Annotated in this window: 28 protein-coding genes and 1 tRNA gene; 13 read left to right on the top strand and 16 right to left on the bottom strand. The window is 63.0% G+C overall.

The window, feature by feature from the left end; translation table 11 throughout:
- Window positions 1–110: 110 nt before the first annotated feature.
- The 3 genes from lysA to argH form a co-directional block, all read right to left on the bottom strand.
- The gene (gene lysA / locus HNQ95_RS21345; protein WP_182575177.1) at window positions 111–1,379 is read right to left on the bottom strand and encodes a diaminopimelate decarboxylase; all 1,269 of its coding nucleotides are present in this window, start codon (window positions 1,377–1,379) and stop codon (window positions 111–113) included.
- Between the two features lie 30 nt (window positions 1,380–1,409).
- Window positions 1,410–1,616, bottom strand: coding sequence for a lipoprotein (locus HNQ95_RS21340; RefSeq protein WP_154386139.1), 207 nt, complete (start codon window positions 1,614–1,616; stop codon window positions 1,410–1,412).
- Between the two features lie 70 nt (window positions 1,617–1,686).
- Window positions 1,687–3,087, bottom strand: coding sequence for an argininosuccinate lyase (gene argH / locus HNQ95_RS21335; protein ID WP_067957685.1), 1,401 nt, complete (start codon window positions 3,085–3,087; stop codon window positions 1,687–1,689).
- A 33-nt stretch (window positions 3,088–3,120) separates the two neighbouring features.
- On the opposite strand from argH, the gene tlpA reads away from it, so the two are divergent.
- The 6 genes from tlpA (at window position 3,121) to HNQ95_RS21305 (ending at window position 9,478) form a co-directional block, all read left to right on the top strand.
- The gene (gene tlpA, locus HNQ95_RS21330) at window positions 3,121–3,813 is read left to right on the top strand and encodes a thiol:disulfide interchange protein TlpA (RefSeq protein ID WP_182575178.1); all 693 of its coding nucleotides are present in this window, start codon (window positions 3,121–3,123) and stop codon (window positions 3,811–3,813) included.
- A 357-nt stretch (window positions 3,814–4,170) separates the two neighbouring features.
- Entirely contained in the window at window positions 4,171–5,481 is a 1,311-nt protein-coding gene (gene ugpB / locus HNQ95_RS21325; protein ID WP_067957691.1) for a sn-glycerol-3-phosphate ABC transporter substrate-binding protein UgpB, read from the top strand.
- 210 nt (window positions 5,482–5,691) lie between these two features.
- The gene (gene ugpA / locus HNQ95_RS21320) at window positions 5,692–6,576 is read left to right on the top strand and encodes a sn-glycerol-3-phosphate ABC transporter permease UgpA (protein WP_067957693.1); all 885 of its coding nucleotides are present in this window, start codon (window positions 5,692–5,694) and stop codon (window positions 6,574–6,576) included.
- A gap of 40 nt (window positions 6,577–6,616) precedes the next feature.
- On the top strand, window positions 6,617–7,465 hold the full coding sequence (gene ugpE, locus HNQ95_RS21315; RefSeq protein WP_154386175.1) for a sn-glycerol-3-phosphate ABC transporter permease UgpE: 849 nt from the start codon (window positions 6,617–6,619) through the stop codon (window positions 7,463–7,465).
- Window positions 7,465–8,511 carry a sn-glycerol-3-phosphate ABC transporter ATP-binding protein UgpC gene (gene ugpC / locus HNQ95_RS21310; protein WP_182575179.1) on the top strand — a complete coding sequence of 349 codons (1,047 nt, stop codon included), beginning with the start codon at window positions 7,465–7,467 and terminating at the stop codon, window positions 8,509–8,511. The genes ugpE and ugpC overlap by 1 nt, the downstream gene beginning before the upstream one ends.
- A gap of 226 nt (window positions 8,512–8,737) precedes the next feature.
- Entirely contained in the window at window positions 8,738–9,478 is a 741-nt protein-coding gene (locus tag HNQ95_RS21305) for a GGDEF domain-containing protein (RefSeq protein ID WP_182575180.1), read from the top strand.
- Between the two features lie 43 nt (window positions 9,479–9,521).
- Here HNQ95_RS21305 and HNQ95_RS21300 read toward each other — a convergent pair whose 3' ends face one another.
- The 7 genes from HNQ95_RS21300 to HNQ95_RS21270 all read right to left on the bottom strand — a co-directional run bounded on the left by HNQ95_RS21300 (window position 9,522) and on the right by HNQ95_RS21270 (window position 14,926).
- Complete coding sequence (locus HNQ95_RS21300) at window positions 9,522–10,403, bottom strand: 3-hydroxybutyryl-CoA dehydrogenase (RefSeq protein WP_067966133.1); 882 nt, start codon at window positions 10,401–10,403, stop codon at window positions 9,522–9,524.
- Between the two features lie 111 nt (window positions 10,404–10,514).
- Window positions 10,515–11,444 (bottom strand): electron transfer flavoprotein subunit alpha/FixB family protein, encoded by a 930-nt coding sequence (locus HNQ95_RS21295; protein ID WP_067957700.1) that lies wholly within the window; start codon window positions 11,442–11,444, stop codon window positions 10,515–10,517.
- Between the two features lie 24 nt (window positions 11,445–11,468).
- Window positions 11,469–12,218 carry an electron transfer flavoprotein subunit beta/FixA family protein gene (locus HNQ95_RS21290; RefSeq protein ID WP_182575181.1) on the bottom strand — a complete coding sequence of 250 codons (750 nt, stop codon included), beginning with the start codon at window positions 12,216–12,218 and terminating at the stop codon, window positions 11,469–11,471.
- 221 nt (window positions 12,219–12,439) lie between these two features.
- The gene (locus HNQ95_RS21285; RefSeq protein WP_067957706.1) at window positions 12,440–13,228 is read right to left on the bottom strand and encodes a rhomboid family intramembrane serine protease; all 789 of its coding nucleotides are present in this window, start codon (window positions 13,226–13,228) and stop codon (window positions 12,440–12,442) included.
- A 39-nt stretch (window positions 13,229–13,267) separates the two neighbouring features.
- Complete coding sequence (locus HNQ95_RS21280) at window positions 13,268–13,849, bottom strand: cob(I)yrinic acid a,c-diamide adenosyltransferase (protein ID WP_182575182.1); 582 nt, start codon at window positions 13,847–13,849, stop codon at window positions 13,268–13,270.
- Window positions 13,850–13,861: 12 nt separating this feature from the next.
- Window positions 13,862–14,056, bottom strand: a complete 195-nt coding sequence (locus HNQ95_RS21275; RefSeq protein WP_067957711.1) for a twin transmembrane helix small protein — start codon at window positions 14,054–14,056, stop codon at window positions 13,862–13,864.
- 27 nt (window positions 14,057–14,083) lie between these two features.
- Window positions 14,084–14,926: an SDR family oxidoreductase gene (locus HNQ95_RS21270; RefSeq protein ID WP_312870958.1), complete on the bottom strand. Its 843-nt coding sequence runs from the start codon at window positions 14,924–14,926 to the stop codon at window positions 14,084–14,086.
- A 148-nt stretch (window positions 14,927–15,074) separates the two neighbouring features.
- Between HNQ95_RS21270 and HNQ95_RS21265 the strand changes: the two genes are divergently transcribed.
- Window positions 15,075–15,926 carry a YihY/virulence factor BrkB family protein gene (locus HNQ95_RS21265; protein WP_182575183.1) on the top strand — a complete coding sequence of 284 codons (852 nt, stop codon included), beginning with the start codon at window positions 15,075–15,077 and terminating at the stop codon, window positions 15,924–15,926.
- Here the strand turns inward: HNQ95_RS21265 and HNQ95_RS21260 are convergent.
- Window positions 15,893–16,786 (bottom strand): DMT family transporter, encoded by an 894-nt coding sequence (locus tag HNQ95_RS21260; protein ID WP_182575184.1) that lies wholly within the window; start codon window positions 16,784–16,786, stop codon window positions 15,893–15,895. The genes HNQ95_RS21265 and HNQ95_RS21260 overlap by 34 nt on opposite strands.
- 198 nt (window positions 16,787–16,984) lie before the next feature.
- Between HNQ95_RS21260 and HNQ95_RS21255 the strand changes: the two genes are divergently transcribed.
- Window positions 16,985–17,281 carry a hypothetical protein gene (locus tag HNQ95_RS21255; RefSeq protein ID WP_067957722.1) on the top strand — a complete coding sequence of 99 codons (297 nt, stop codon included), beginning with the start codon at window positions 16,985–16,987 and terminating at the stop codon, window positions 17,279–17,281.
- Window positions 17,282–17,347: 66 nt separating this feature from the next.
- On the opposite strand, the gene gluQRS is transcribed toward HNQ95_RS21255, so the two are convergent.
- Entirely contained in the window at window positions 17,348–18,262 is a 915-nt protein-coding gene (gene gluQRS / locus HNQ95_RS21250) for a tRNA glutamyl-Q(34) synthetase GluQRS (RefSeq protein ID WP_182575185.1), read from the bottom strand.
- A 75-nt stretch (window positions 18,263–18,337) separates the two neighbouring features.
- On the opposite strand from gluQRS, the gene HNQ95_RS21245 reads away from it, so the two are divergent.
- Window positions 18,338–18,991: a DNA-3-methyladenine glycosylase family protein gene (locus HNQ95_RS21245; protein WP_182575186.1), complete on the top strand. Its 654-nt coding sequence runs from the start codon at window positions 18,338–18,340 to the stop codon at window positions 18,989–18,991.
- Window positions 18,992–19,109: 118 nt separating this feature from the next.
- Window positions 19,110–19,667, top strand: a complete 558-nt coding sequence (locus HNQ95_RS21240; RefSeq protein ID WP_067966138.1) for an HNH endonuclease — start codon at window positions 19,110–19,112, stop codon at window positions 19,665–19,667.
- A gap of 75 nt (window positions 19,668–19,742) precedes the next feature.
- Here HNQ95_RS21240 and HNQ95_RS21235 read toward each other — a convergent pair whose 3' ends face one another.
- The 3 genes from HNQ95_RS21235 to HNQ95_RS21225 all read right to left on the bottom strand — a co-directional run bounded on the left by HNQ95_RS21235 (window position 19,743) and on the right by HNQ95_RS21225 (window position 21,704).
- Entirely contained in the window at window positions 19,743–20,258 is a 516-nt protein-coding gene (locus tag HNQ95_RS21235; protein WP_182575187.1) for a disulfide bond formation protein B, read from the bottom strand.
- 37 nt (window positions 20,259–20,295) lie between these two features.
- The gene (locus HNQ95_RS21230; protein ID WP_067957734.1) at window positions 20,296–20,883 is read right to left on the bottom strand and encodes a YqaA family protein; all 588 of its coding nucleotides are present in this window, start codon (window positions 20,881–20,883) and stop codon (window positions 20,296–20,298) included.
- 203 nt (window positions 20,884–21,086) lie between these two features.
- A complete protein-coding gene (locus HNQ95_RS21225; RefSeq protein ID WP_182575188.1) occupies window positions 21,087–21,704 on the bottom strand; it encodes a DUF6506 family protein in 618 nt (205 codons plus the stop codon).
- Between the two features lie 99 nt (window positions 21,705–21,803).
- Between HNQ95_RS21225 and HNQ95_RS21220 the strand changes: the two genes are divergently transcribed.
- The 3 genes from HNQ95_RS21220 to HNQ95_RS21210 all read left to right on the top strand — a co-directional run bounded on the left by HNQ95_RS21220 (window position 21,804) and on the right by HNQ95_RS21210 (window position 24,003).
- Complete coding sequence (locus HNQ95_RS21220) at window positions 21,804–22,715, top strand: LysR family transcriptional regulator (RefSeq protein WP_182575189.1); 912 nt, start codon at window positions 21,804–21,806, stop codon at window positions 22,713–22,715.
- A 130-nt stretch (window positions 22,716–22,845) separates the two neighbouring features.
- A tRNA-Leu gene (locus tag HNQ95_RS21215) sits at window positions 22,846–22,930 on the top strand.
- Window positions 22,931–23,148: 218 nt separating this feature from the next.
- Window positions 23,149–24,003 carry a rhamnan synthesis F family protein gene (locus HNQ95_RS21210; protein WP_182575190.1) on the top strand — a complete coding sequence of 285 codons (855 nt, stop codon included), beginning with the start codon at window positions 23,149–23,151 and terminating at the stop codon, window positions 24,001–24,003.
- 28 nt (window positions 24,004–24,031) lie between these two features.
- On the opposite strand, the gene HNQ95_RS21205 is transcribed toward HNQ95_RS21210, so the two are convergent.
- Window positions 24,032–25,117 carry a rhamnan synthesis F family protein gene (locus tag HNQ95_RS21205; protein WP_182575191.1) on the bottom strand — a complete coding sequence of 362 codons (1,086 nt, stop codon included), beginning with the start codon at window positions 25,115–25,117 and terminating at the stop codon, window positions 24,032–24,034.
- Window positions 25,118–25,260 lie beyond the last annotated feature (143 nt).

Raw genomic sequence — 25,260 nt, 5'->3', positions numbered from 1 at the left:
GCGAAGGCGAGGCGACCAACGTAATCGTGAAGCTCAACGCACAGCACTTCCGGGGCAGGCGTAAGGAACGCCGTAGAATTCCCTGCTCACCCTGACAATCTGGTGCGCCGTCAGGCGAGCCAGTCGGGCACGGAATCGAGGCCGATCAGCTCTTCATAGGTCCGGCGCTGGCGGACGACATGGAAACGGTCGCCGTCGACCAGAACTTCGGGCACCAGCAGCCGCGTGTTGTAGGTGCCTGCCTGAACCGCGCCATAAGCGCCGGCCGTGCCGACGGCAATCAGGTCGCCGGCCTTCAGCCTGGGCAGGTCGCGGTCGAGGCCGAGGTAGTCGCCGGTCTCGCAGACGGGACCGACGATGTCGACGGTCATGCGCGGCACGTTTGCTGCCGGCTGCACCACCGGGCGGATGTCGTGATAGGCATCGTAAAGCGTCGGCCTGATCAGGTCGTTCATCGCCGCATCGACGATGAGGAAATTCTTGGCGTCGCCTTCCTTCACGAAGATGACTTCCGAAACCAGGATGCCGGCATTGCCGACGATCAGCCGGCCCGGCTCGAACATCACCTTGAGGCCGAGCTTGCCGACGCGCTTGTGCACGATCTGGGCATAGGCGTCGGGCAAAGGCGGCGGGTTGTTGTCGGTCTTGTAAGGAATGCCCAGGCCGCCGCCGAGGTCGACATGGTCGATCTCATGGCCGTCCGCCTTCAGCATTTCCACCAGCTCGGCCATCAGCGCAAAGGCGTCGTCGAAAGGCTGCAGCTCGGTGATCTGGCTGCCGATATGCATATCGATGCCGGTGACCTTGATGCCGGGCAGGGCTGCTGCGCGGGCATAGGCTTCGCGCGCCCGCTGACGCGGGATGCCGAACTTGTTCTCGGCAAGCCCGGTCGAGATCTTCTTGTGCGTCTTGGCGTCGACATCAGGGTTGATGCGCAGCGACACTGGTGCGGTCTTGCCGTTGGCAACAGCGCGTGCCGACAGAAGCTCGAGCTCCGGCTCGGATTCGACGTTGAAGCACAGGATGCCGGCCTGCAGCGCGAAGTCCATTTCGCGCGCCGTCTTGCCAACGCCCGAAAAGACGATCTTCCCGGCCGGGATGCCGGCGGCCAGCGCGCGCCGCATCTCGCCTTCCGACACCGTGTCGGCGCCAGCACCGAGCTTTGCCAGCGTCCTCAGCACGGCCTGGTTCGAGTTGGCCTTGAGCGCATAGCAGACCAGCGCATCGAGATCTGCGAAGGCCTTGGAGAAGACCTGAAAATGACGCGTCAGCGTCGCGGTCGAGTAGCAGTAGAACGGCGTGCCGACGGCAGCGGCGATATCGGTCAGCGCCACGTCTTCGGCGTGGAGGACGCCGTCACGATAGTCGAAATGGTTCACGGCAGCATGCTTTCGAAAATGAACAGCGGCTCAGAGCAGCGGGTCGAGGATGAAAGGCTTGTCCTCGACCGGTTTTACCGGTGCCGGGCCCGCCGGCTGGCCGGCCTTCTGGGCATCCTTCTGCGCCTGCACGGCAGCCTCATAGGGGGTGTCGAGGTCGCCCTTGCGGCCGCAGGCGGAAGCCATGCCAACCGCCGCAATCAGCCCGAGCGTCACCAGAATCCTGCCAGCGGTCATGTTCCATCCGTCCGCGAAAATTTCCCCGCTGCTTGTAGCGGAGATTCTTGGGCTTTGCACCCCGGCTAGATCACGCTTTTGCCAGCCGTTTCTTCCAATAGCGAACCTGCTTCTTGACCTCTGCAGGTGCTGTTCCACCGAAGGACGTGCGGCTCTTCACCGAGTTCTGCACCGACAGCACGGAGAAGATGTCGTCGGTGATGCCGTCATGGATCGACTTGAGGTCTTCCAGTGCCAGCTTTTCGAGCCCGACCTTCTTGCTTTCGGCCAGCGCCACGGCACGGCCGGTGACGTGGTGTGCCTCGCGGAACGGCATGCCCAGCGTCCGCACCAGCCAGTCGGCTAGGTCGGTGGCGGTCGAGTAGCCCGAGCCGGCGGCCTTCTTCATCGCCTGCTCGTTGATCGTCATGTCGCCGACCATGCCGGTCATCGCGGCCAGCATCAGGTCGAGCGTCTCGGCGGCGTCGAACACCGCTTCCTTGTCTTCCTGCATGTCCTTGGAATAGGTCAGCGGCAGGCCCTTCATGACGGTCAAGAGGCCGATCAGGTGGCCGTTGACGCGGCCGGTCTTGGCGCGCACCAGCTCGGCGGCATCGGGGTTCTTCTTCTGCGGCATGATCGACGAGCCGGTGGAGAACGAATCCGACAGGCGCACGAAGCCGAATTGCGGCGTCGACCAGATGACGATCTCTTCGGCGAGGCGCGACATGTGGGTGGCGCAGATCGCAGCGATCGACAGGAACTCCAGCGCGTAGTCGCGGTCCGACACGCTGTCGAGCGAGTTGCGCGTCGGTTCGCGGAAGCCGAGGGCCTTGGCAGTCTTGAAGCGGTCGATGGGGAAGCCGGTGCCGGCAAGCGCTGCCGCACCCAGCGGGCTCTCGTTCATGCGTTCGATGGCGTCGCGCACGCGGCTGAGGTCACGGGCGAACATCTCGACATAGGCCATGCAGTGATGGCCGAAGGTCACCGGCTGCGCCGTCTGAAGATGGGTGAAGCCGGGCATCACGGTAGAGGCATGCTGCTCGGCACGTTCGAGGAAGGCGGCGATCAGCCCCTTCAGTGCCTCGGCGACGCGATGGAACTCGTCCTTGACCCAGAGCCGGAAGTCGACGGCCACCTGGTCGTTGCGCGAGCGTGCAGTGTGCAGGCGTCCGGCGGAGGCGCCGATCAGTTCGGCAAGGCGCGACTCGACATTCATGTGGATGTCTTCGAGCCGGGTCGAGAAGGCGAACTTGCCGTCCTCGATTTCTCGCAGGATCGTGTTCAGGCCGTGAGCGATTTTCTGTTGATCGCCAGCGGAAATAATGCCCGTTTCCGCCAGCATCTCGGAGTGGGCGACGGACCCTCGGATGTCCTGGGCATACAGCTTCTTGTCGAAGCCGATCGAGGCGTTGATCGCCTCCATGATCGCAGCCGGGCCCGAGGCAAAACGTCCGCCCCACATCTGGTTGCTGGCCTTCTTGTCGCTCATCGTGATACCCGGGCTCCGGAGAAAATTGATTAGATGTCGGACCGCAGAAAAATGTTTCCAGCCCCACGCCATATACTGATTGCCGCCGTTGCGGGCGTGATCGCCGGCGCGGTCGCGGTATATGTCAGCACGACCCTTCCTGGCAACAAGACGCCGCAGCCGACGGTCGCCGCCGACACCAGTTCTGCAAGCCCCGACGACAAGCTGTGCGCGGCGAAGGCCGAAAGAGCCAAAGCCGTGGGTGCCGTCGCCGTCGGCCATGTCGCCGCGATGATGCCGGCCGACCCGCCGCAGTCGCTGAAGACGCTTGCCTTCAACGATCCCGAGGGCAAGCCGATGACCATCGCCGACCATGCCGGTCGCACGTTGCTGGTCAATCTCTGGGCCACCTGGTGCGCGCCGTGCCGCGCCGAGATGCCGGCGCTCGATGCTCTGGAGCGCGAGATGGGCGGCGAGGAGTTCGAGGTCGTGGCGATCAATGTCGACACCGGCGACGACACCAAGCCGAAGAAGTTCCTCGAAGAGATCGGCATCTCCTCGCTTGGCCATTACCGCGACAACACGCTCGCCGTGTTCAACGATCTGAAGAAGCGAGGGCTGGCGCTCGGCCTGCCGGTCACGCTTTTGATCGACGGCGAAGGCTGCCTGCTTGCCAACATGAACGGCCCCGCCGAATGGGCCAGCCCCGACGCCAAAAAGCTGGTCGAGGCGGCGCTCGCCAATTAGGGCCTTGCGTGTCCACACACGTTTGCTTTTGCGCCGCTGCAATTTGAGATTGCACTGTCGAGGCCGTCATCTTCGCGGTTTTCATCCGCGAAGGAAGCCGCGCGGCATGTCCATTCCATTTCCAGCCGTTCATTAGCCGGCGTTGTCGGCAGGTGGGGCGTGTCCAATTCTCGGCAATTTGTTTTCGTTTTCTAGAAAAACGAAAGCATGTCATGTGGTTGTGGAAAAAGCGAAATCGAAGCGCGCCAAATGCGACCTTCATATGATCGCTACAAAACTGTTGTGGCGCTGTCATAATCCGACAATACTGGTCCCAGCGGAACTAAACATTTCGCCAACCAGAACGGGAGCGAGACAATGAAGACCCTAGGCTTCGCGGCCGGAGTTGCCGCCACCATGACGCTGTTGTCCAGCACCTCCGCCTTCGCCGTCACCGAGATCTCATGGTGGCATGCCATGACCGGCGCGAACAACGAGGTCGTCGAGCAGCTTTCCAAGGAATTCAACGAGAGCCAGAGCGACTACAAGATCGTTCCGGTTTTCAAAGGCACCTATCCCGAAACGTTGAATGCCGGCATCGCCGCCTTCCGCGCCAAGCAGTCGCCGCACATCATCCAGGTTTTCGACGTCGGCACCGGCGTCATGATGGGAGCCGAAGGCGCGGTCAAGCCGGTCGCCGATATCCTTTCCATGGGTGGCGCGGCCTTCGACAAGAGCCAGTACCTGCCCGGTATTGTCGCCTATTATTCGAAGCCGGATGGCACGATGCTGTCGTTCCCCTACAATTCGTCCTCGCCGATCCTCTACTACAACAAGGACATCTTCCAGAAGGCCGGTCTCGATGCCGACAATCCGCCCAAGACTTGGCCGGAAGTCTTCGAAGCCGCCAAGAAGATCAAGACCAGCGGCGCTGCGAATTGCGGCTACACCTCGACCTGGCTGACCTGGATCGGCCTGGAGAATTTCGCCGCCTGGAACAACCTCCAGTACGGCACCAACGAAAACGGCCTTGCCGGGACAGACGTCGAGCTGAAGTTCAATTCGGAGCCCTTCGTCAAGCACTTCCAGGCAATCGCCGACCTCGCCAAGGACGGCACCTTCAAGTATGGCGGTCGCACTTCCGAGGCCAAACAGCTTTTCCTCGCCGGCGAATGCGGCCTTTTCACCGAGTCCTCGGGCGGCTTGGGCGACGTCATCAAGTCGGGCATGAACTATGGCCTCGGCCAGTTGCCCTACTATCCTGATCTCGAAGGCACACCGCAGAACACCATCCCGGGAGGCGCCAGCCTCTGGGTCTTTGGCGACAAATCGGACGAAGAGTACAAGGGCGTCGCAGCCTTCTTCACCTTCCTGTCGCAGACGCCGATTCAGGCCCGCCTGCACCAGGTGTCCGGCTACCTGCCGGTCACCATTGCTGCCTATGAAGAAACCAAGAAGTCCGGCTTCTATGACAAGAACCCGGGCCGAGAGATTCCGATCACCCAGATGATGGGCAAGGCCCCGACCGAAAACTCGAAGGGCGTGCGCCTCATCAACTTGCCGCAGGTCCGCGACATCGAGAACGAAGAGTTCGAAAAGATGCTCGCCGGCCAGCAGACCGCCCAGCAGGCGCTCGACAACGCTGTCACGCGCGGCAACAAGGCGATCCAGGAAGCGATCGGCAACTGACGCCCGCTTGATGCCATCGTAGCGCTGCCGCTCATCCGCCCGCCGGCACCTTCTCCCCTTATGACGGGGAGAAGGGACAAGCGGCAAGGTGGCCCGCTCCCTCTTTCCGTTCTTCACGGGGAGAGGGTAAGGGTGAGGGGCAGCGCAAACGCTGGGCCGAAGAATGCGGCGCCAGGCCATTTCTGACAAACGCGTAACCAGAGGCCCTCATTGTCCCCACGCGTCGTCTTTCCCAACAAGATCCTGCCTTACCTGCTGGTGGCGCCGCAGCTGGCGATCACCTTGATCTTCTTCTATTGGCCGGCCAGCCAGGCGTTGCGCCAGTCGATGCTGCGCGAGGACCCGTTCGGGCTGTCGTCGAAATTCGTCTGGTTCGACAATTTCAAGAAGGTCCTGTCGGACCCCAACTACCTCAACTCGATCCAGGTGACTGCGATCTTCTCGATCTCGGTCGCGGCGGTGGCGATGGCGACGGCATTGCTGCTCGCCGTCATGGCCGAGAAGGTGGTGCGCAGCCGCGGGCTCTACCGCACGCTGATGATCTGGCCATATGCGGTCGCACCCGCCATTGCCGGCATGCTGTGGCTGTTCCTGTTCAACCCCTCGATCGGCTCGCTTGCCTATGGCCTGCGCTGGCTCGGCATCAACTGGGACCCGCTGCTCGATGGCGAGCAGGCGATGGTGCTCGTGGTGGCTGCCGCGTCGTGGAAGCAGATCAGCTATAATTTCCTGTTTTTCGTCGCCGGCCTACAGGCGATCCCCAAGACTTTGATCGAGGCGGCGGCCATCGACGGCGCCGGCGAAAACAAGCGCTTCTGGACCATCGTCTTTCCGCTGCTGGCGCCGACGACCTTCTTCCTGCTGGTGGTGAACACCGTCTACGCCTTCTTCGACACTTTCGGCATCATCCATGCCGTGACGGGCGGCGGGCCGGGCAAGGCGACCGAGACGATGGTCTACAAGGTCTACAATGACGGCTTCGTCAATCTGATCCTCGGCGATTCGGCGGCACAGTCGGTGATCCTGATGGTCATCGTGATCGCGCTCACCGCCATCCAGTTCCGCTATGTCGAGAGGAAGGTGCATTATGGCTGAGCCGAAAGCCCTTGTGCCTGCGAGCGGTCACGACAAGCTGATGATCGGCCAGTCGATCGCCGGCATTTATGTCGCGCATGCCATCCTGATCCTCGGCATCGTCATCGTCGCGTTCCCGATCTACTACACCTTCGTTGCCTCGACCCATTCGCTGCAGACGATCCTGCGTCCGCCGCTACCGCTTTTGCCCGGCGACCGTTTTGTCGAGAATTATTACGAGGCGCTGTTCGGCGGCGTCGGGCGCATCGGCGGGGTCAGCGTCGCAACCCTTTTGGTCAACACCACCATCGTTGCGCTCGGCATCGCCATCGGCAAGATCGTCATCTCGATCCTGTCGGCCTATGCCATCGTCTTCTTCCGCTTTCCGTTCCGCATGGTGTTTTTCTGGCTGATCTTCATCACGCTTATGCTGCCGGTCGAGGTGCGGATCCTGCCGACCTACAAGGTGATGGTCGATCTCGGCCTGATCGACACCTACACTGGGCTGATTTTGCCACTGATCGCGTCCGCCACCGCGACGCTTCTGTTCCGCCAGTTCTTCCTCACCATCCCGGGTGAGCTGGTCGAGGCCGCGCGCGTCGACGGCGCCGGCCCCTGGCGCTTCTTCAAGGATATCTTGCTGCCCCTGTCGCGCACCAATATCGCGGCGTTGTTCGTCATCCTGTTCATCTATGGCTGGACGCAATATCTCTGGCCGCTGCTCGTCACCAACCGTAACGACATGAACACCATCGTCATTGCACTGAAAAAGATGATCTCCTTTGCCGATGCCGATACCGAATGGCATCTGGTGATGGTCACATCCATGCTGGCCATCGTGCCGCCCATCCTGGTCGTTGTGCTGATGCAGCGCTGGTTCGTCCGCGGCCTCGTCGATACGGAGAAATAATGGCAACCGTCGATCTCAAGGACGTACGCAAGGTCTATGCCGGCGGGGTCGAAGCGGTGAAGGGCGTCTCCATCGCCATTCCCGACAAGGCTTTGTGCGTGCTCGTCGGCCCCTCGGGCTGCGGCAAGTCCACGCTTTTGCGCATGATTGCAGGGCTGGAAACTATTTCGGCCGGCACCTGCTCGATCGACGGCAAGGTGGTCAACGCCGTCGGCCCGACCGAGCGCGACATCGCCATGGTGTTTCAGAACTATGCGCTCTACCCGCATATGAAGGTCTACGACAACATGGCCTACGGCCTGCGCAACCGCGGCATGCCGAAGGACGAGGTCGACAAGCGCGTGCGGACCACTGCCAAGACGCTGGAACTCGAGCACCTGCTTGAACGTCGCCCGCGTGAGCTCTCGGGCGGCCAGCGCCAGCGCGTCGCCATGGGCCGCGCCATCGTGCGCAACCCCAAGGTGTTCCTGTTCGACGAGCCTCTCAGCAACCTCGACGCCAAGCTGCGCGGCCAGATGCGCGTCGAGATCAAGAGCCTGCAGCGCCAGCTCGGCGTCACCTCGGTCTATGTCACCCATGACCAGCTCGAGGCGATGACGCTGGCCGACGTTCTGGTGGTGATGAATGGCGGGCTGGTCGAACAGCTCGGCGCGCCGCTCGACATCTATGAAAAGCCGGCATCGACCTTCGTCGCTTCCTTCATCGGCGCGCCGCCGATGAACCTTCTGCCGCTGCGCGGCGGCCAGCTCGTAGATGCGGTGACTTTGCCCGAAATAGCAGGCAACGCCGCAACCATCGGCTTCCGCCCCGAGGACTGCGAGGTCGGCGCCGATGGGGCAGTGTCTGGCGATGGCCTTAGGCTGATGGCCAGGGTCGAGGGCGTCGAGCCGGTGGGCGCCGAGAGTTTCCTCTATTGCGCGGCTGGCGGCGGCAAGATCGTGGTGCGCGTCGCTGGCCGCACCGAGGTGCTGGTCGGCGACCAGCTGCCGATCTTTGCACGGCGCGAAAAGCTGCATTTCTTCGGCAGCGACGGCAAGCGCGTCTAGAGGGAGGGCGACGAACCTTGCTGCTGTTGTGTCTTGCTGAGCTTTCGACGTGCGCATGGCTGTCCGACAGCAATCGTGAGCGATCGCTTGAATTTGACGACCTGTGCTAACCTCTTGTTCATGCAGCCTGATCGAAAATCGGCTCACGATCCAGGAGGTGTCAGATTTGCCGGCATCGTTGACGAAACTGTCTTCAAGGGCATGGTTGCAACTCGCGGGCTGGACAGTGTTCGGAACGCTCGGTTGTGTCGCCGTCTCGCTCGTGGTCACGATTGCCCTGTTTCGCAATGCCGGCTCGGAAATGCTCGGTCTCGCCTTGATCGAAGCGACGCTCGTGCCGATACTTTTGGCAGCACCGCTGTTTTTCTACCTGACGCTCAAGCTGCGCGAACTGGCCGTCGTCAACCACAAGCTCGTTGTCGCCGCCTCGACCGACGCACTGACCGCCTGCCTCAACAGGGGGGCGTTCTCATCCCGCGTCGAGAATGTGCTTACCCGCGAGATCGCGCGCCGCCAGCGCGCCATGGGCGCGTTGCTTGTCATCGACGCCGATCACTTCAAGATGGTCAACGACCGTTTCGGCCATGCCGAAGGCGATGAGGCACTGCGCGTCATCGTCGCGGCGATCCAGCCCTGCCTGAGGGGAGACGACATGCTCGGCCGTCTCGGCGGCGAGGAGTTTGCCGTCTTCCTGCCCGGCGCGTCGCCGCTCAGTGCCGCAGATATCGCCGAGCGTATCCGCCGTTCGGTGGCCGACGCACCCTTCCGGCCCGGAGGCAACCGCCACACGCTGACGGTCAGCGTCGGTGGCGCCCTGTTCGACCGGCCGGTGTTGTTCGAGGAGCTGTTCCGCGTCGCCGACCTGCATCTCTACGAAGCCAAGGGCGCAGGCCGCAACCGCGTCGAACTGGCGCCGATGCCGCCGGAACGGACGCCGAGCTGGTATTATCAGGGACGTCCGAACTGAGGCAGCAGGTTCATGGCAGGCGAGGCGCCCGCCGGAACGCCGCTCAGCGTGTCGGGACCGGGTGCTCGCCGCGATAGTCGTAGAAGCCGCGTCCGGTCTTGCGGCCGAGCCAGCCGGCTTCGACATATTTCACCAGCAGCGGGCAGGGGCGATACTTCGAGTCCGACAAGCCGTCGTGGAGCACCTGCATGATCGACAGGCAGGTGTCGAGGCCGATGAAGTCGGCGAGCTGCAGCGGCCCCATCGGGTGATTGGCGCCGAGCTTCATTGCCGTGTCGATGGCTTCGACGGTGCCGACGCCTTCATATAGCGTGTAGATCGCCTCGTTGATCATCGGCAAAAGGATGCGGTTGACGATGAAAGCCGGGAAATCCTCCGAGACCGTCACCGTCTTGTCGAGGTTGGCGACATAGGCCTTGGCGGATTCGAAAGTCTTGTCTTCGGTGGCGATACCGCGCACCAGCTCGACCAGCTTCATCACCGGCACCGGATTCATGAAGTGGATACCGATGAAGCGCTCGGGACGATCGGTCTGGGCGGCCAGCCGCGTGATCGAGATCGACGAGGTGTTGGTGGCGAGGATCGCCTCCGGGTTCAGCTGCGGACACAGCTGCGCATAGATCTTGCGCTTGATCGTCTCGTCTTCGGTCGCCGCCTCGATGACGAGATCGGCGCTGGCGAGGTCGGCCATGGCGGGTGCGGACGAGATGCGGTTCATCGCATCCTTGCGGGCCTGGTCCTCGAGCTTGCCCGAAGCGACCTGGCGCGCCAGATTGCCATTGATGGTGGCGATGCCTTTTTCGATGCGCTCCGGCGACAAGTCGTAGAGCAGCACACTGTAGCCGGCGAGTGCCGAAACATGTGCGATACCGCCGCCCATCTGGCCAGCGCCGACAATGCCGATCGTCTCGATCTTACCCGTCATCACACCTATCCCGTCGCAGGCTCTTTTAGTTTTGTGCAATGCAAACTAAATGGCCGGGGTAGCACTCGTCTACCCCGGCCATCACATTTTAATCCCTGAGCTGATCGGGCGTCAAAGCGCCTTTTCGAGCTCGGGCAGGACAGTGAACAGGTCGCCGACGATGCCATAGTCGGCCACCTGGAAGATCGGGGCCTCTTCGTCCTTGTTGATGGCGACGATGACCTTCGAGTCCTTCATGCCGGCGAGGTGCTGGATCGCACCCGAGATGCCGCAGGCGATGTAGAGATCGGGGGCGACCACCTTGCCGGTCTGGCCGACCTGCCAGTCGTTGGGAGCGTAGCCGGCGTCGACCGCAGCACGGCTGGCGCCGACGGCGGCGCCGAGCTTGTCGGCGACGGGCAGGATGACTTCCTGGAACTTCTCCGACGAACCGAGCGCGCGGCCACCCGAGATGATGATCTTGGCCGAGGTCAGCTCCGGACGATCGCTCTCCGACAGCTTGTTCTCGACGAAGGAGGACAGGCCGGGATTTGCGGCTGCAGCAACCGCCTCGACGGCGGCTGAACCGCCCTCGGGGGCTGCCTGGAACGAGGCAGTGCGCACGGTGATCACCTTCTTGGCCCCGGGTGCCTGCACCGTCTGGATGGCGTTGCCGGCATAGATCGGACGCTTGAAGGTGTCGGCCGAGACGACCTCGATGATTTCCGAGACCTGGGCGACGTCGAGCAGGGCAGCGACGCGCGGAGCAACGTTCTTGCCGGTCGAGGTGGCAGCGGCGACGATGGTGTCGTAGTTGCCGGCGAGGCCGACGACGAGTGCCGCAGTCGGTTCGGCCAGGCGTTCGGCCAGTTCTTCGCTTTCAGCGAGCAGAACCTTGCGCACGCCCTTCAGCTTGGCGGCTGCATCGGCCGCTGCCTTGGCGCCCTTGCCGGCGACCAGTACGTCGATGTCGGAACCGATCTTCAGGGCCGCCGACAGCGCCTTGGCGGTCTGGTCGGAGAGCGAAGCGTTGTCGTGTTCGGCGATGAGGAGAATTGCCATGTTTTTGATCCCTTTCCGCTTCGCTTAGAGCACGCCGGCTTCGTTGCGCAGCTTGTCGACGAGCTCAGCCGCGGTCTTGACCTTGATGCCTGCCTTGCGGCCACCCGGCTCCTCGGTCTTCAGCACCTTGAGGCGCGGCGTGATGTCGGCACCGAAGTCGGCGGCTGACTTCTCGTCGAGCGGCTTCTTCTTGGCCTTCATGATGTTGGGCAGCGAGGCATAGCGCGGCTGGTTGAGGCGCAGGTCGACTGTGACGATCGCCGGCATCTTGAGCGACACCGTCTGCAGGCCGCCGTCGACTTCGCGCGTCACGTTGGCATGATCACCGGCGAGCTCGATCTTCGAGGCGAAGGTGCCCTGGGCCCAGCCCAGCAGGGCCGCCAGCATCTGGCCGGTCTGGTTCGAATCGTCGTCGATCGCCTGCTTGCCGAGCAGCACCAGGCCCGGCGTCTCAGCCTCGACCACGCCCTTCAGCACCTTGGCGACGCCGAGCGGCTCGACGGCTTCGTCGGTCTTCACCAGGATGGCGCGATCGGCGCCCATGGCGAGAGCGGTGCGCAGCGTTTCCTGGGCCTGCGCAGGTCCGATCGAAACCACGACGATCTCTTCGACCTTGCCGGCTTCCTTGAGGCGGATGGCCTCTTCGACCGCGATCTCATCGAACGGGTTCATCGCCATCTTGACGTTGGCGAGATCAACGCCCGAGCCGTCCGATTTCACGCGCACCTTCACGTTCGCATCGACAACCCGCTTGACCGGGACGAGAACTTTCATGGGCTGGTACCTCTCTGAACAGCGATATTGTGCGCGCTATAGCAGCGCTTGGCCCCACGCAATTGTCGATTGCCGACATATTGGGCGGAAAAACAGACTTGATCTCGCGCTTTTGGTGGCGGGAGGGCTGCCGCAAGCGGCGGGACCGTAGTTGCGGCTAACCTTAGCGTCAATATCTGCTTGAAGCTCAAATCGTTTGAAAAAAGCTGTGCCAGTGACCGCTATTGCCGGCCCCAGCGCGTGGTCGGCTGGGCTGTCGGCGGCTCGGGCGTAGCGGGCTCCGGCATGGCCGGCGCCTCGGCCTTGTCAGGGCTCGGCACCGCCTCTTCGGCATCGGCAAACAGCGGCACCTCGCGGCGGCGCAGGACGAGCACCATCACGGCACCGGCGACGATGCCGCCGACATGCGCCGCCCAACTGACCTCGTCGTCGCCGCCGATGGCGATCATCAGGAACTGGAAGGCGACCCACAGGATCAGTGGGATCCAGGCCGGAATGCGCAGCGGGATACGGGCGAAGGCCAGCACCCACACCTTCACCCGGGGGTAGAGGATCAGGTAGGCGGCGACGATGCCGGCGATGGCGCCCGAGGCGCCGATCAGTGGCGTCTGCGAATCCGGCAGGATCAGCCCGTGCAGGAAAGCGCCGGCGACCGCGCAGAGCAAGTAGAACACCAGGAAGCGGAAATGCCCGAGCGCATCTTCGACATTGTCGCCGAACACCCAGAGGAACAGCATGTTGCCGCCGAGATGGAAGATGTCGCCATGCAGGAAGGAATAGGTGACGTAGCTCAGGTTTTCCGGAATGATGATCAGATCCGGCGACAGCTCCGCCAGATCGTGCACGACGGAGGGGATGTAGCCGAGCCCGAGCACGGCAGCGGTGGCAAAGTCCTCGCCGCCGACCGTGGTCAGGAGATACACGATGACGTTGATCGCGATCAGGCTGAGCGTGACATATTGCAGCCTGATGTGGCGCAGGTGATTGGAATCATAGAGCGGAATGAACATGCGGCTCGCTTCCGCCCTCCCGGCAACCTTATCAGCAAATCAGCGGTTCTTGCCGGGAACCCATAGCACATCGGCTTTTCCGTTGTCATTGACCACGCGCGCGGCAACGAACAGCAGGTCGGAAACCCGGTTGATGTAGCGGATGCCCTCACGGTTGACGTGTTCGCCGGGGTCCTGCGCCAAGGCCACCATCACACGCTCGGCGCGGCGGGCAACCGTGCGGGCCAGATGCAGCGCTGCTGCCGCCGCCGATCCGCCATTCAGCACAAACGAGCGCAGCGGCTCGAGACCGGCGTTCAGCAGGTCGATGTCGGCCTCGATGCGCGCGGTCTGGCTGGCGATGATGCGCAGCGGCTCGTAGCCAAGGTCCTTGCCGGTGTCGGGGGTCGACAGGTCCGCGCCGAGATCGAACATGTCGTTCTGGATGCGGTAAAGCATGGCGTCGATGTCGGGGTTCTCCGTCGCGGTATGCACCCGCGCCATGCCGATGCAGGCATTGGCCTCATCGACGGCGCCATACGCTTCGACGCGCAGGTCTGATTTCAGCCGCCTTTCGCCCGAGCCCAGGCCGGTGGTGCCATCGTCGCCGGTGCGGGTGTAGATCTTGTTGAGCTTGACCATTCCGCGCTCCGCTCAGCCGCCACGGGTGAAATAAAGGGTGAGCAGGATGAACACCAGCGCCACTGCCTGCAGCAGCACGCGTGCCTGCATCAGCTTGTTCGAGGTGTTGCCGGAGCCGCCGCGCAGCATGTGGATCAGGCCGCGGATCAGGACCACCACCACGGCGAACATGAAGACGACGGCGAGGATGTTGAAGACGGTAGCCATATTGGTTCCAGTTCAGTCGTAGGCCGGTCAGGCTTGGCGGGCCAGAATTCTGTAAAGCAGCGAAGCAGGCAGCAGGCGCTTCAGCACGACGCCGATTCTCGCGGGCGTCGTGACAACATAATGCGGGCGCGGCCGGGGCGACAGCAGGGCGTGTCGCAATACCGCATGAACCGCTTCCGGTCCCAGCTTGAGCCGCGATTTCGAGCCGCCGCTGGACAGCCTGTCGAGTTGGGCGCGATAGGCCACGTGGTGGGGCGAGTTTTCGTGGTCGATGTAGCGCAGGAACCAGTCGAGCCCGTTGGTGGCGATCTTCGAGCGTATCGGGCCGGGCTCGATCATCGCGACATGGACGCCGCTGCCGGCGAGTTCCTGACGCATGCAAAGCATAAGCCCCTCCAGCGCATGCTTGGAGGCGGAGTAGGCGCCGCGGAACGGCACCGGCGTCAGGCCGAGGATCGACGAGCAGTTGACGATGCGGCCGTGGTTCTGCGCACGCATCACCGGAACGACGCGCCGTGTCAGGTCGTGCCAGCCGAAGAAGTTGGCCTCGAATTGGTCCCGCAGTGCCGCCATCGGCAGATCCTCGACCGCGCCCGGCTGGGCGTGCGCACCATTGTTGAACAGCGCGTCGAGCCTGCCGCCGGTACGTTCAAGCACGGTTTCGACCAACGCCTCGATCGATTCCGGCTTGGCGTAGTCGAGGAACAGCGCCTCGAGACCGTCGGTCTCGAGTGCCACCAGATCCTCGGTCTTGCGCGCCGTGGCGAACACGCGCCAGCCCTCGGCCTTCAGTGCGCGGGCGCAATGGGCGCCGATGCCCGACGACGCGCCGGTCACGATTATCGTGCGTAACTCGTTGATCGGGTTCACTTCGTTTTTGCCCGGCCTTGCAAATGAGGGCAAAGCCTTCCCATATTCGCCGCCACGAAACAATTGGCCAATTCATGATTGGCCGTGTCACTGTCGGCCGCTAGGTAGTTGGCCAGGACCCAACGGACGGAGCGGAAAACTGGAGCTGATGCGCAAGATCGTCGCCACGAGGCGCGTGCTCTTCGACGCAGCCGGCCATTTCCATGATGACGACGGTTGGGCGATGGCCAGTCATCTCGCCATTTCGGCGCTGATGGCGCTGTTCCCGTTCCTGATCTTCGCCACCACGCTCGCCAGCTTTCTGGGCGCCGATGCGTTCGCCGAAACGGCCGTGCATCTCGTCTTCGACACCTGGCCCGACCAGATCGCGGCCCCCATCGCCCGCGAGGTGGTCAATGTTCTCACCGTGCCGCGCACCGATCTTCTGACCTACGGCGTCGTGCTTGCCGCCTACTTTGCCTCAAACGGCGTCGAGGCGCTGCGTACCTCGCTCAACCGTGCCTACCGCATCACCGAGACCCGCACCTTCTGGTTCCGGCGTATCCAGAGCATCTTCTTCGTGCTCATCGCCACGATCAGCTTTGTCGCCATCTCGGTGCTTCTGGTGTTCGCGCCGATCATCGCGCGCATCCTCGAAGCCAAGTTCGAATGGATCCAGCCCTATATGGGCACCATTACCGTCTGGCGCTTCACCATCGCTTCGGCGGTCATCGTCTTCGGCCTGTTTGCCGTGCACATGTGGCTGCCGGCCGGCCGCCGTCGCTTCCTCAGCATCATCCCCGGCATCGTCTTCACGCTCATCGCCTGGGTTGTCGGCTCGACGATCTTCGCCGCCTATCTCGATACCTTCTCGTCCTACGTCACCACCTATGCCGGCCTCGCCTCGATCATGATCGCGGTGGTCTTCCTCTACATCGTCTCGGCGATCTTCATCCTCGGCGGCGAGCTCAATGCCGCGATCAGCCGCTATCTCGAAGCCCGCGCCCGCGTGCCGGGTTGAGCCGTCGCCAGGCCGACGCCGAGCGTGGCGATCGCCATGCCAGCCAGTTGGATCGCCGACAGTTCTTCGCCGAACAGCAGCCAGGCAAGGACAGCGGTCACCGCCGGCACGAGGTAGAAAAGCGATGCCACCTTCGACATGGCGCCGTCGCGGATCATCACCATCAACAGGAAGATCGCGCCGATCGACAGCACGAACACCAGCCAGGCCATGGCGAAGATCAGCTCGCCATTGATCGTCACCTGCTGGTGTTCGAAGGCGAAGGAGGCGATGGTCATCAGGATCGCTGCGCCGACATATTGCCAGAATGTACCTGATACCAGGTCGCTGGCCGCGCCGATGCGCTTCTGCCAGATGGTGCCGGCACTGATGCCGGCCATGGCGATCACTGACGCAGTCAGCGTCTGCCAGGTCACGCCGCCGCCGATCGCGCCGAGCTTGGGGGAAAGCACGATCACCACGCCGACGAAGCCAATGGCAAGCCCGACCCAGTGCTTGGGCTTGATCTCCTCGCCGAGCAGCTTTCCTGCAAGTACGGCGGTGACCAGCGGCTGCAGCCCGGCGATCAGCGCCGACAGGCCCGCCGGCAAGCCCTGGTGGATCGCCCAGAACACGCCGCCGAGATAGACCCCATGCAGCAGCATGCCGATGAGTACGGAGTGCAGGGCGGCCCGCCGCGTGAGCCTAGTGGAGCCGAGCGCCAGCATCACTGCGCCGAGCAGCAGGAAGGCGAGGACGAAGCGCACGGCCAGGAAGGTGAACGGCTCCGCCCAAGGCATGGCGTAGCGGGCGCCGATGAAGCCCGTCGCCCAGAGCAGCACGAAGGTGGCCGGAATCAGCCGCTTTGGAGAAGATGTCATGGATACCCCTGGCGCCGCCGGACGCCGCTTCCGGAAGGAATCTTACCGGGATCGCTCTAATGCCGAACATTAGGACAATCAAAATGAAACGATTGATCCATAGATTCACCGGACCTGATCTGACGACCTGATCTGGGAGAAGCTTGCCCGGGAGGGGGCCTGGGAGAACTGCACAGTCGGCCTCTGAAAGGACCGCGCATGCTGTGGAATCTCGATCCGGGCTGGTTGATGATGGCGGTCGCCTTCGTCGCCGTCATGGCCTTCTTCTTTGGTGCTGCACTCGACGCCATCATGAAGGACGACGGCTTCGGCCCGACCGGCAACATGCTGCTGTTCACCACTGGCTTCTTCGGCGCGGTGCTCGTCGCCAACAGCTACGGCATCACGCTGCGCGACCTGCAACTGGCGACCGCCTGGGGGCTTGGCGGCGCCTTCATCTTCATCAGCGTGCTTGCGCTGATCAAGGCGGCGATCGCCCGGATGCTACAACCTTAGTGCATTGGCCTGGTGCATCGGCTCGAAAATCGGCATCGATCTTCGGAACGCACGAGGCGCAGATTCTTAGGGACTCGAGCGTCCTTTGTGCGGCCAATCGGACGCACGGCGCTCCAGCATCGCCTTGACCGATTCTGGCGTCTCACCGGCCTCCCGCAATGCGGCGAGGCCGGTGTCGCGTTGGCTTTTCGACAGCTTTCTTCCATCAGGACCTGTTATCAGCCGGTGGTGGAAATAGCCCGGCTGCGGCAGGCCGAGCACCTGCTGCAGCAGGCGCTGTACCGAGGTCGCGAAATAGAGGTCCTTGCCGCGCACGACATGGCTCACGCCCTGCAGTGCGTCGTCGAGCACCACCGACAGGTGATAGCTCGTCGGGATCTCCCGTCGGGCGATGATCACGTCGCCCCATTGCAGCGGGTCGGCGGCAATTTCCGCCACGCCATCCATCGCCTCGTCGGCCCATTCGCGCCAGCTCAAATGGCCGTCCAGCCGCGCCAGTGCTGCGGCGGTATCGAGCCGCCAGGCAAAAGGCGCGCCCGCATTGATACGGCGCCGGCGCTCCCGCTGCGACATCTGCTTGTCTGCGCCGGGATAGACCGGCGCGCCGTCTGGATCGCGCGGCCAGCTTTCTCCCGACGCCTCATGGTCCATGATCGCGCCGCGTATCTCGCCCCGGCTCATGAAGGCAGGATAGACGAGTTCGTCCTTCTTCAACCGTTCGAGCGCTGCCTCGTATTCGGCGAAATGGTCCGACTGGCGCCGTACCGGCCGCTCGTAGGCGACACCCAGCCAGGCGAGGTCGCGGAAGATGCCGGCCTCGAACTCCGGATTGCAGCGAGTTACGTCGATGTCCTCGATGCGCAGCAGCAGCCGGCCGGCGGCACTGGCCGCCATCCTTTTATTGGTCAACGCCGATAGCGCGTGGCCGAGGTGCAATTCGCCGTTGGGACTGGGCGCGAAGCGAAAGACAGGAGCCGTCATGAGCGTTGCTGGTGCCGGATTGAAGGTGTGCCTTGCCGATTGCTACGTTGCCTGCCGCAACCTAACAAGTGACGCATGCGCCGCATCTCCAATCTCGACGACGTCAATTTCGGCCTCGACGCGTTATGCGCGATCGATCCGCGCCTGCAGGCGGTTCGCGGCATGGCCGGCGAGGTGCCGCTCAGGCTGACCGAACCGGGCTTTGCCAGCCTCGCCTCGATCATCGTTTCGCAGCAGGTGTCGACGGCAAGTGCCAAGGCGATCTTCGGCCGCCTGACAGCTCTGGTCGATCCACTGACGCCGCAAGGCCTGCTTGCCGCAGGTGAGGGCATGTTCCGCGAGGCCGGCCTGTCACGGCCAAAGCAGCGCACGCTTCTGGCGGTGGCGAAGGCAGCGACCGACGGCCTCGACCTCGACGGCCTCTGCCGGCTCGACGCCCAAGAAGCGATGGCGGCGATGATCGCAATTCCCGGTATCGGCCCGTGGACGGCGGAGGTGTATCTGCTGTTCGCCGCCGGCCATCCCGATATTTTTCCGGCCCGCGATGTCGCCTTGCAATCGGCCGTAGGCCATGCGCTGGGCATCGATCCGCGCCCCGGTGAGAAGGCACTGATTCGGCTTGCCGAATCATGGGCGCCGTGGCGAGGGGTCGCATCGAGGCTGTTCTGGGCGTATTATCGCGAGACCCGTGGTCGCGATGGCGCGCCGCCGGCTGGAAATCCTGCGTAAATCCGCAAAATCGCGGTTTTTTGACGGGTTATGTGACCGGCCAGACGCTTCACATTCCTGTCACCTCGGGCTTACAGTATTCGTGCCGTTAGGTTCGAGGACCAAGGAGGTGCAGGAAGTGACGGTTGCCGTGTCTCCGGATGGGCTCCCAGCACTAGTGCTGAATGCGGATTATCGTCCGCTCAGCTACTACCCCTTGTCGTTGTGGTCCTGGCAGGACGCGATCAAGGCGGTGTTCCTCGACCGCGTCAACATCGTCGCCGAATACGAGCACGCCGTCTCATCGCCGACCTTCTCGATGAAGCTGCCCAGCGTCGTCAGCCTGAAGCATTATGTGAAGCCGTCGCGCTATCCCGCCTTCACCCGTTTCAACGTCTTCCTGCGCGACCGCTTCCAGTGCCAATATTGCGGCACCCCGGAGGATCTGACCTTTGACCACGTCATCCCGCGCCACAGCGGCGGGGCGACCACGTGGGAAAATGTCGTCGCGGCCTGCTCGCCCTGCAATCTCAGGAAGGGCGGCATGATGCCGTCGCAGGCCAAGATGTGGCCGCTGCAGAAGCCGTTCCAGCCGACGGTGCACGACCTGCACAACAATGGCCGGCTGTTTCCGCCCAACCATCTGCACGAAAGCTGGATGGACTATCTCTACTGGGATGTTGAGCTCGAGCCTTGATGAAGGCCGATCTCCCCTTTTTGGGGGAGATGTCCGGCAGGACAGAGGGGGCGAAGGATCGCGACCCCCGAGGCGCTACCCCTTCCTGAAAGCCCCACGCAACGCCACCGCCGCCAGGAAAGCGCTGGCGAGAACGTTCCAGCCGGCGAAGGACAGGCCGAGCACGCGCAAGGCGGCATCCTCGCAACGTGGCGGCACGACGTTGTTGAGCACGTCGAGCAGGCCCTTGCCGCCGGTGTCGATCGTGCCGCTGACGGCCGCGCAATCGGTCGGGCCGGCCCACCAGCGCCATTCGACGCCGGCATGGTAGGCGCCGAGATAGAGCCCGTAGAGCATCAGCAATCCACCGACGGCCAGGAGCGCGCGGGTCATCCATGCCGGCCAGTGCAGCGCCGACGACAGCGCCGCCAGCGCCATCAGCGGCACTCCGACATAATAGGGCGTGCGCTGCTCGAGGCAGAGCTTGCAGGGCAGGTAGCCGCCGATGTGCTGGAAGCCGAGCGCTGTGCCGACGACGGCTGCCATGGCGACGGTGAGGAAGATTGCGGTCAGCGTCTGGCTGCGGCCGGTCGGAGAGGCGAGGGAGGTCATTCTTGGGTGCCCAACTGTTGTTACCGGCATTCGCCGTTCAGTGGAGGTATCTGACGAGAAGATAGAGCAAAATAAGGGCAGCGGCGGCGAGGCCGGCGAGCAGCCCGAGGCGCTTTTCGATGAATTCGCGGATCGGCTCGCCATAGGTGCGCAGCAGCCAAGCCAGGAACAGGAAGCGGGCGCCGCGGGCGACGATCGCCGAGACGATGAACCAGCCAAGCGGGAAGCTGACGACGCCGGCGAGAATGGTCACCACCTTGATCGGCGGCAGGTGCGACAGCCCTGAGGTGACCAGCATCAACAGGATGATGCCGGCGCCCGACGAGACCTTGAGCGCTTCGAACTCGTCATACTTGCCGTAGAATTCGAGCACCGGCTTTGCCACCGCCTCGAAGGCGTAGTGGCCGATATACCAACCGGCGATGCCGCCGAGCACTGAGGCCACGGTGGCGATGATTGCGTAACGATAGGCCTTGTCCGGTCGCGACAGCGCCATCGGCAAGTAGAGCACGTCGGCCGGTACCAGGAAGACCGAGCTTTCGACGAAGGCGATGAAGGCCAGCCACCATTCGGCGGATTTCCTTGCCGCGAGCGACAAGGTCCAGTCGTAGAGTCGGCGAAGCATCTGGCCCCCTTGAGATATGCGCTGCCTGTTTAGGAAGAATTGCTGTGGCGCACAATGCTTGGGGTCTTCACGAATGTGAAAGCCGGGGCAACGTTACATTCTGTCGCGTGATCACGCTTGAGACATACTTGCCCGGGCCATCGCTGCAGATGAAGCGTGATGGCACGCAATCGGCGGCCGTGGCCGCCGATCATGGTGTGGTGCTATGCGGCGCGCCCGGCCGCCACATGCTGCCCGGGCTGCAGCGCATCGAGCGCGAAACTGCCCACGCCTACCGGGGCCAACCCGCCCACCGCCTGGATGATCTCGGCCACGTCCTCGGTCGAAAACCCGCCATAGAGCTCGATCAGGCCAAATCCTTCCCGGGCGAGCCGTGCTGCAATCTCGGCGGCCGTTGCCCCATCCGGAACGGCAATGAAATGCGTGTCGAGCGGCGGAAAACTGGTCACGAACCTGTCACGCTCCGGTTCGGCATCCCGCTTCAGGATGATGAAGGCCGCCAGCGGCGGCTTGCCATCGATGAAGGCCTGATTGTAGGCAGCCGCCGGCTGCAGGGATTCGATGCCAAAGGTCACCGAGCTCACCTTGACGTCGTGTCCGACGACGGCCGAGACCTTGGGGCGCCACGCCGGCGAGATGCCGCCGCACAGCTCGATCAGCTTGGCTCCCTGCGCGGCGAGCTCATGCGCCACCGCCGGTGCCTGTATCGGATCGCCCAGGGCAATGATGGTGATCCTGCCGTCCGGCGTCTCCAGCACGCTTCGGTCGATGGTCGGGTCGGCGCCGGGAGCTTCATAGATCAGGGCCTTGTCGATATGCATGTTGTGTCCTCGTTTGTCTTCGATAGCGACAAGTTGCGACAGAACACTGATCTTGGTAATTGCCATAGTTCTGCAGCCACTGATCGAAGAAATCGAACTGTGCTTGACAATCTGACGCTGGACCAGATGCGAACGTTCGTTGCCGTCGTCGAAGGTGGCAGCTTTCGCGCCGGTGCTGGGCGGCTGTCGCGGGTGCAATCGGCGATCAGCCATGCCATCGGCAACCTTGAAGCCGAGCTCAACGTGGCGCTGTTCACCCGCACCGGCCGGAAGCCCGAATTGACCGCCGAAGGGCAGGCGCTGCTCACTGATGCCAGGGCGATCCTGATCAAGGTCGACGCCATGCGCGCCCGGGCGCGCGGGCTGGGGAAGGGGCTGGAGCTTTCGCTCGCAATAGCCGTCGATCCGGTCATCCCTGCCGGCATCCTGGCCGGCGCGCTTCGCGACCTCAGGGCCGAGCACCCTTCGGTCGGCGTCGCACTGAAGACGTTGCCGATGCGCGCGGCATTGCATGCGCTCATCAACCGGCACTGCACGCTCGCCATCACCACCGATACCCAGCGCGACAGCCTCGTCGAAGCCGAGTGCCTTGGCCCGGCGCAGCCCTTCGTCGCCGTGTGTTCTGCCCATCACCCGCTCGCGGCGCCGCCCGCAGCCGGTTGGTCGGCGGTCGACCTGTCCGACCACCTACAGATCGTCGTCAGCGATCCCTCGCCGGTGAGCGAAGGGCTGGATTTCGGCGTGCTGTCACCCGGCACCTGGCGTGTCAGCGATCTCGCGACCAAGCTGGCACTGATCCGGGCCGGCATCGGCTGGGGCAATCTTCCCAGCTGGATGGTCGACGTCGACCTCGCCCATGGCGCCCTTGTGCGCGTCACTGCCACCGCCCTGGGCTCACAGTCCGAGACAGCGCTGTCCGCCTATGTGCTCTGGCGCATCGACCAGCCCCCAGGCCCCGCCGCGCGCCACCTGCGCGAACGGCTGCTGGCACATTTTGACGGAGGCAGGTAGTTGCGCGCGACCGCTTTCGCTGCGCCGGCGAACGCCGTACCGGCATGAAGTTGCGCAAAGGCGACGCTCCCCAGTTGACGAAGGGCCGCCCGACCGTATAGTCCGCGACCATTCTGTCCGTTTAGGGCAGGCCCCTATGGCGGAATTGGTAGACGCGCTCGACTCAAAATCGAGTTCCGCAAGGAGTGCTGGTTCGATCCCGGCTAGGGGCACCATTGACCTTTACGCAGCACTGCGGCGCGGAAGGCGGCTTTGATTGCTCGATCATGCCTTGCATTGTGCCGTCGCGGTGAGGTGAGCCTTCGGGCAAAAATCCGGCAGGCAAGGTCGTAGGCGCCTTTCAAATACTACCAAAAATAGATCGTTTGCGCGTTTGTCACTGTGTACAAAATCGGCCATTGAAGCGTTTATCGTCTATTAACAGGCTTTGCACATGCGCGGAGAGCTTCGGGTCGCGATTGTCATCCATGCATTCTACATGGATGCATTCGATGAAATCCTCGACCTCGCCCAAGCTCTCCCGGCACAACACAAGCTCTTCGTAACGACCGTTCCGGTTCACGAGGCGCTGGTGCGCTCGCGGCTCGATGCCGCGGAGCGAGACTACAGCTTTGGCGTCTTCGAAAATCGGGGCCGCGACATCCTGCCTTTCCTTCGCATGTTTCCAGCTGTTCGCGCCGAGGGCTTTGACGTCGTCATCAAGGTTCACACCAAGAAATCGCCGCATCTGAAGGATGGTGACGGCTGGCGCCGTATGTTGGTCGCTGCATTGCTGCAGCCCCAGGCGCTGCAGCAATTGACTTCGGCATTTCAGGCCGACGCTTCGCTGGGCATTGTCTGTCCCGAAGGTCATTTCCTCTCGCTCGACCGCTACATGGGCGGCAACGAAGCGCGTGTCCTTGCCATCGCCCAGCGCCTTGGCCTGGGTCGGGCGCAGCTGCTTGATGCCGGCTATTGCGCTGGAACGATGTTCATGGCGCGTACAGACGTCATCGCGCCACTGGCCGATCTCGGCTTCACGGCCAAGGCCTTCGAGGCGGAGGCCAACCAGGTTGACGGGACGATGGCGCATGCGTTCGAACGCTGTCTGGGTCTGGGGGGCGTCGCCCTTGGCCGCCGCATCGCCTCGAGCGCCGATCCGTTTGGACATGCCGGCTTCAACGACAGCTACGCCTTTACAAGACAGCCACGCCGCCCATCCGCGTCGGCACGCCTGAAATCGGGCTTCAAGGCCGCCCAAGGCAAATTCGGAAATGCGCTGCGGCGGATGCTCGTTCGGCCCGGTTGAACGAGCATCCGCCGCAGCGCACGTTGCCCTATATGATGCCCTGGTCGAAGAGCTGCCTTCTCGTTGAACGCAACTGGTCCCCCGAACCTTTCCTCGTCATGTCCGAAAGGATGTCGGCCAGGTGTCCCTCGTGTCCGACCGCGATAAGGTTTTGTTCGATCTCGCCGATGTCGAACTGCAGGCGGTAGACAAGGTCGCGCTTCATCAGCGGGCAGTTGAGATGTTTCTTGTAAAGGAACCCGGCCGTGTGAATCTGAGAACGCATGGCGATGCGTTCGCATATCTTCGCGATGATTGCGGCCCAGCTTTCGCTGCCCAAGCTCGCCGCCGGAAGCCTGAGATCCCGACAGATCTGGCCATTCATCGCCCCAACATCCCCGCCGTCAATTTCGGTCAGCCGCAGCCTGAGCTTGTCCGGCGTGTAGACGGTGGTAACGGATCTTGCGATCGGCAGGATTGCCGCGGAGAAACCGATTTCCCCTTTGCGGATCGCCCATAGCCGCGAATTCACCGGCAGGTATTGCTTCCAAAAGCGCGCGAATTCGGAACTTGCAACGATCCTATGCCCCACGGAGAAGCAAAAGGACTGCATGTGGTAGCCATGTTCCCGGTTTTCGAACGAACCGACGATGTCGGCTTCCGCGCCTGCCAACTCCCTGAACAGCGGAGTGAGTCCGTTGCTGAAGAAGTACACGCTGTCATTCAGGTAGAGCAGGCGCGTTGCCTCGGTATTTTCGAGCAGGTGAAGTGTCGCATCCCGAAAACCGCCAAAGTCGAGGCCAGCATTGTCGCGAACGATGAGCTTCGAACAGCGTTGCTTGAGATCGGCCAGTCGCTCGGCGTCCAGGCCGTGATTGACCACCAGGACGACGTTCGCCTGGGCCTCGTCCAACGATGCCAGTGCATTGTCGACATACCATGGCGTCTTGTTGGGCTGCCAGACCAGGAAGATGGCGTACACGCTGCCCGGGTGATGCCGCCTGCCCTGATGAACCTGATATGGCTCGTCCCTGCCGAGGCTTCGATTGAACCTGGACTTGATGACCTCGAATTCGTGGTAGCGGATCTTGGCAACACGCTTCTTGAGGGACCGCAGAAGTCGCAATTTCGGCATTCCGATCCCGATCTGGTGTTGCTTTGGCGGCCGGACACCGGCAGACGCAATGGAATGCCTGCCGAGGCGCGGCGCTCTGGACCGTTTTCTTGACGCCGAGCGCTTCCGATATTAGGCAGGCTTTCTGTTGGTTGGTAGGTCAA

The organism is Aminobacter ciceronei (genome assembly GCF_014138625.1).
In the GTDB taxonomy this organism is placed as follows: Bacteria; Pseudomonadota; Alphaproteobacteria; order Rhizobiales; family Rhizobiaceae; genus Aminobacter; species Aminobacter ciceronei.
The sequence above is the reverse complement of the archived record's forward strand: the minus strand, read 5'-3'. Positions and strand labels throughout refer to the sequence as shown.

Coding starts and splice junctions, on each gene's coding strand:
- HNQ95_RS21340 (WP_154386139.1), bottom strand. CDS start 1,616: ATGACCGCTGGCAGGATTCTGGTGACGCTCGGGCTGATTGCGGCGGTT.
- argH (WP_067957685.1), bottom strand. CDS start 3,087: ATGAGCGACAAGAAGGCCAGCAACCAGATGTGGGGCGGACGTTTTGCC.
- tlpA (WP_182575178.1), top strand. CDS start 3,121: ATGTCGGACCGCAGAAAAATGTTTCCAGCCCCACGCCATATACTGATT.
- ugpB (WP_067957691.1), top strand. CDS start 4,171: ATGAAGACCCTAGGCTTCGCGGCCGGAGTTGCCGCCACCATGACGCTG.
- ugpE (WP_154386175.1), top strand. CDS start 6,617: ATGATCGGCCAGTCGATCGCCGGCATTTATGTCGCGCATGCCATCCTG.
- ugpC (WP_182575179.1), top strand. CDS start 7,465: ATGGCAACCGTCGATCTCAAGGACGTACGCAAGGTCTATGCCGGCGGG.
- HNQ95_RS21300 (WP_067966133.1), bottom strand. CDS start 10,403: ATGACGGGTAAGATCGAGACGATCGGCATTGTCGGCGCTGGCCAGATG.
- HNQ95_RS21295 (WP_067957700.1), bottom strand. CDS start 11,444: ATGGCAATTCTCCTCATCGCCGAACACGACAACGCTTCGCTCTCCGAC.
- HNQ95_RS21290 (WP_182575181.1), bottom strand. CDS start 12,218: ATGAAAGTTCTCGTCCCGGTCAAGCGGGTTGTCGATGCGAACGTGAAG.
- HNQ95_RS21285 (WP_067957706.1), bottom strand. CDS start 13,228: ATGTTCATTCCGCTCTATGATTCCAATCACCTGCGCCACATCAGGCTG.
- HNQ95_RS21280 (WP_182575182.1), bottom strand. CDS start 13,849: ATGGTCAAGCTCAACAAGATCTACACCCGCACCGGCGACGATGGCACC.
- HNQ95_RS21275 (WP_067957711.1), bottom strand. CDS start 14,056: ATGGCTACCGTCTTCAACATCCTCGCCGTCGTCTTCATGTTCGCCGTG.
- HNQ95_RS21265 (WP_182575183.1), top strand. CDS start 15,075: ATGCGCAAGATCGTCGCCACGAGGCGCGTGCTCTTCGACGCAGCCGGC.
- HNQ95_RS21260 (WP_182575184.1), bottom strand. CDS start 16,786: ATGACATCTTCTCCAAAGCGGCTGATTCCGGCCACCTTCGTGCTGCTC.
- HNQ95_RS21255 (WP_067957722.1), top strand. CDS start 16,985: ATGCTGTGGAATCTCGATCCGGGCTGGTTGATGATGGCGGTCGCCTTC.
- gluQRS (WP_182575185.1), bottom strand. CDS start 18,262: ATGACGGCTCCTGTCTTTCGCTTCGCGCCCAGTCCCAACGGCGAATTG.
- HNQ95_RS21245 (WP_182575186.1), top strand. CDS start 18,338: ATGCGCCGCATCTCCAATCTCGACGACGTCAATTTCGGCCTCGACGCG.
- HNQ95_RS21235 (WP_182575187.1), bottom strand. CDS start 20,258: ATGACCTCCCTCGCCTCTCCGACCGGCCGCAGCCAGACGCTGACCGCA.
- HNQ95_RS21230 (WP_067957734.1), bottom strand. CDS start 20,883: ATGCTTCGCCGACTCTACGACTGGACCTTGTCGCTCGCGGCAAGGAAA.
- HNQ95_RS21225 (WP_182575188.1), bottom strand. CDS start 21,704: ATGCATATCGACAAGGCCCTGATCTATGAAGCTCCCGGCGCCGACCCG.
- HNQ95_RS21210 (WP_182575190.1), top strand. CDS start 23,149: ATGCGCGGAGAGCTTCGGGTCGCGATTGTCATCCATGCATTCTACATG.
- HNQ95_RS21205 (WP_182575191.1), bottom strand. CDS start 25,117: ATGCCGAAATTGCGACTTCTGCGGTCCCTCAAGAAGCGTGTTGCCAAG.